We start from the raw sequence: 3,250 nt of genomic DNA, 5'->3' as shown, positions 1-3,250 counted from the left end.
AGACGTCCTTCGACGCGACGCAGGATCTGAAGAACGAGGTTGTCGGGTTCATCCGCCATCACCGCGCCTCCTCTTCTGCGGGAACGGCCAGTTCGGCCTGTTCCGTCGTCCCGTCAGGGAGCGTCTGAGTGACGGTGATCGCCTGACCGTCCATGACGTAGCGGATCACCGGGTCATCCGCCTGGTTCATCCAGCGAACGAGCGTGGCGTCAGGCAGATCGAGCGGTTTCCACACGATCAGGTCTTTCTCGACCCGGCAGTCAGCACGCATCCTGCCGCCGTCGACCGGAGCACGCCACGAGGCATGAACCACCCCGCCGTCGACGCCGTCGACGTCGATCGCCATCGGCGGCTGACCGTGGATCGCGGCCAAACCGGCGCGGCAGACGCGGCGCAGCTCGGCGGCGGTCAGGGCCTCAGGCGCCGTCTGCACAGCGTCGGAAGGCTTCGCCACAGCCGCAACTTTTTCCGCAGGCGTGGGCTCAGCTTCACGCTCGCCGCAGGCGGCGAGTGCGAAGGCTCCGATCACGATGGCGGACGAAAGGCGCATCCCTACTCCGCCGCGATCGCGTGGCCGGCGAAGTTCGCGCGGCGGCTGCGGTAGTTGGCGATACGCTCTTCGATCTCGTGACGGAAGTGACGGATCAGGCCCTGAACCGGCCAGGCGGCGGCGTCGCCCAGGGCGCAGATGGTGTGGCCTTCGACCTGACCGGCGACGTCCAGCAGCAGGTCGATTTCCGACGGATCGGCCTCGCCCACGGCCATACGCTCCAGCACGCGCCACATCCAGCCCGTGCCCTCGCGGCACGGCGTGCACTGGCCGCAGCTCTCGTGCTTGAAGAAATAGCTGATGCGGGCGATCGCCTTCACGATGTCGGTCGACTCGTCCATCACGGTCACACCGGCCGTCCCCAACGACGAGCGAACCTCGCGCATGGAGTCGAAGTCCATCAGCACGGTTTCCGCCTGCTCGCGCGTGATCACCGGGCAGGAGGCGCCGCCGGGAATGATGGCCTTCAGATTGCCCCAGCCGCCGCGAACGCCGCCGCCGTGCTCTTCGATCAGCTGGCGCAGCGGGATCGACATGGTCTCTTCGACGACGCACGGCGTCATCACGTGACCCGACAGGGACATCAGCTTGGTGCCGGTGTTGTTCGGACGACCGAAGCTGGCGAACCAGTCCGCACCGCGACGCAGGATGGTGCCGACGACGGCGATCGACTCGACGTTGTTCACCGTGGTCGGGCAGCCGTACAGGCCCGCGCCGGCCGGGAACGGCGGCTTCAGGCGCGGCTGGCCCTTCTTGCCTTCCAGGGATTCCAGCAGGGCGGTCTCTTCGCCGCAGATATAGGCGCCGCCGCCGTGGTGGATATAGACGTCGAAATCCCAGCCGTGGACATTGTCCTTGCCGATCAGCTTGGCCTCATAGGCCTGCTTGACCGCCGCCTCCATCCGTTCGCGCTCGAGGACGTATTCGCCGCGCAGATAGATGTAGCAGGCGTGGGCCTGCATCGCGAAGGAAGCGATCAGGCAGCCTTCGATCAGCAGATGCGGATCGTGGCGCATGATCTCGCGGTCCTTGCAGGTCGCGGGCTCGGATTCGTCGGCGTTGACGACCAGGTAGTGAGGACGATCCTTCACTTCCTTGGGCATGAAGGACCACTTCAGCCCGGTCGAAAAACCGGCGCCGCCACGGCCGCGCAGGCCCGACGCCTTGACGTTGTTGATGATCCAGTCGCGGCCAAGGTCCAGCATGTCCTTGGTGGCGTTCCAGGCGCCGCGATTCTTCGCCCCGTCCAGCGTCCAGTCCTGGAAGCCGTACAGGTTGGTGAAGATCCGGTCCTTGTCTTCGAGAATGCCGACCATCAGGCTGCTCCTGCGTCTGCGCCGACGGGGGGGACCGAGAGCGGACTGGCGTTCGAGGCCGAGATCGCGCTGGCCGGGAGGCGGCTGACGCGGTTCAGGGCTGGGGTTGTTACGCGGTTCGGAAGCATCAGCAGGACCGGGTGAAGGCGTAGAGGACGCGGTCGCGGGGGCGACCGAAGGGGATGTTGGCGGGGTTTGCGCCGATACGGGACCGCCGCTCAGCGACAGACTGGCCGCGCCGGCCAGATTGGCCAGCAGCCTGCCTGTGCCGGCGGGACTCCAGCCGCCCCGTCCGCGCTTGGGCGCGCGGCGCCCGGTCCGTCTGCGATCCGTCGACATGGCGCCCCCCGGCACGCTGCATCGAACTGATGGAAACACATTTGATCGACGCGATCATGACGACGCGCCTTGAAGCTCGCGCATCCGGCGCTTGTGGTGCCGATTGCGGGTGTAGATGGCGCCGATGACGCAGGCCCAGCCGAGGCCGAGCATGACGTACGAGACCGTAAAGGCCCAGTCGCCCAGACCCGGCGTGCCCTGACGGGTCAGCAGGATCAGCATGGCGGCGCCGACCACGAGCGCGAGCCCGCCCGCGCGCAGGGGGCGCGCGACCATGCGCAGCTCCTTGCGGTATGCGGCGCGGCCTTCGTCGCTGTCGAGGTCGGGGGCAGGCATCAGGCGGGGGCCTTCTCGACCGGCGCAGGATCGCTGTTGGGCAGTTTGGCGATCGGCTGGGCGGCCGAGCCGTCATACAGTTTCGGATCCAGCAAGGTCTTGGCGCCGCCGAGGGGAGCGGACGTATGACGCCCCACGTACGACCCCGGCTTCGGCGTCTTGCCGGCGGCGAAGTCGTCGATGATCTGGCCGATCGTCTCGGGCGTCAGGTCTTCGAAATAATAGTCGTTGATCTGGGCCATGGGCGCGTTCGAACAGGCGCCCAGGCATTCGACTTCCTGCCAGGTGAAGCGGCCGTCGGCGGACAGATGATCCTTGGGACCGATCTTCTCTTTGCAGACCTTCATCAGCTCATTGGCGCCGCGCAGCATGCAGGGCGTGGTGCCGCACACCTGGATCAGGGCGGTCTTGCCGACCGGTTCCAGCATGAACATGGTGTAGAAGGTCGCGACCTCCAGCACCCGGATGAAGGGCATGCCCAGCAGTTCGCCGACGGCGCGGATGGCGGGCTCCGAGACCCAGCCTTCCTGCTTCTGGACCAGCCACAGGATCGGGATCACCGCCGATTGGCGACGGGCCTCAGGGTATTTCTTGATCCACCACTCGGCCTTGGCCGTCGTATCGGCCGAAAAGGCGAACGAGGCCGGCTGTTCCTTGGCGAGGCGACGCACGCTCATCGGTCCACTTCTCCGAAAACGATGTCCAGCGA

Annotated in this window: 4 protein-coding genes; all 4 read right to left on the bottom strand. The window is 66.6% G+C overall.

Annotation, left to right across the window (positions count from 1 at the left end; translation table 11 throughout):
* Positions 1-58: 58 nt before the first annotated feature.
* On the bottom strand, positions 59-550 hold the full coding sequence (locus tag Q7J26_RS00400) for a hypothetical protein (RefSeq protein ID WP_304934557.1): 492 nt from the start codon (positions 548-550) through the stop codon (positions 59-61).
* 2 nt (positions 551-552) lie between these two features.
* On the bottom strand, positions 553-1,866 hold the full coding sequence (gene nuoF / locus Q7J26_RS00395; RefSeq protein ID WP_304934556.1) for an NADH-quinone oxidoreductase subunit NuoF: 1,314 nt from the start codon (positions 1,864-1,866) through the stop codon (positions 553-555).
* Between the two features lie 393 nt (positions 1,867-2,259).
* Positions 2,260-2,541 (bottom strand): hypothetical protein, encoded by a 282-nt coding sequence (locus Q7J26_RS00390; protein WP_304934555.1) that lies wholly within the window; start codon positions 2,539-2,541, stop codon positions 2,260-2,262.
* Positions 2,541-3,218 (bottom strand): NADH-quinone oxidoreductase subunit NuoE, encoded by a 678-nt coding sequence (nuoE, locus tag Q7J26_RS00385; protein WP_304934554.1) that lies wholly within the window; start codon positions 3,216-3,218, stop codon positions 2,541-2,543. Before nuoE ends, Q7J26_RS00390 begins: the two co-directional genes overlap by 1 nt.
* Between the last annotated feature and the right edge of the window lie 32 nt (positions 3,219-3,250).

The organism is Brevundimonas sp. (assembly GCF_030656255.1).
Classification (GTDB): domain Bacteria; phylum Pseudomonadota; class Alphaproteobacteria; order Caulobacterales; family Caulobacteraceae; genus Brevundimonas.
Note: the sequence above shows the minus strand (reverse complement) of the source record. Positions and strands in the feature narration are given on the sequence as shown.

What these genes read in the sequence shown, in the direction of transcription:
- Q7J26_RS00400 (WP_304934557.1), bottom strand. Translation starts at nt 550, where the DNA reads ATGCGCCTTTCGTCCGCCATCGTGATCGGAGCCTTCGCACTCGCCGCC.
- nuoF (WP_304934556.1), bottom strand. Translation starts at nt 1,866, where the DNA reads ATGGTCGGCATTCTCGAAGACAAGGACCGGATCTTCACCAACCTGTAC.
- Q7J26_RS00390 (WP_304934555.1), bottom strand. Translation starts at nt 2,541, where the DNA reads ATGCCTGCCCCCGACCTCGACAGCGACGAAGGCCGCGCCGCATACCGC.
- nuoE (WP_304934554.1), bottom strand. Translation starts at nt 3,218, where the DNA reads ATGAGCGTGCGTCGCCTCGCCAAGGAACAGCCGGCCTCGTTCGCCTTT.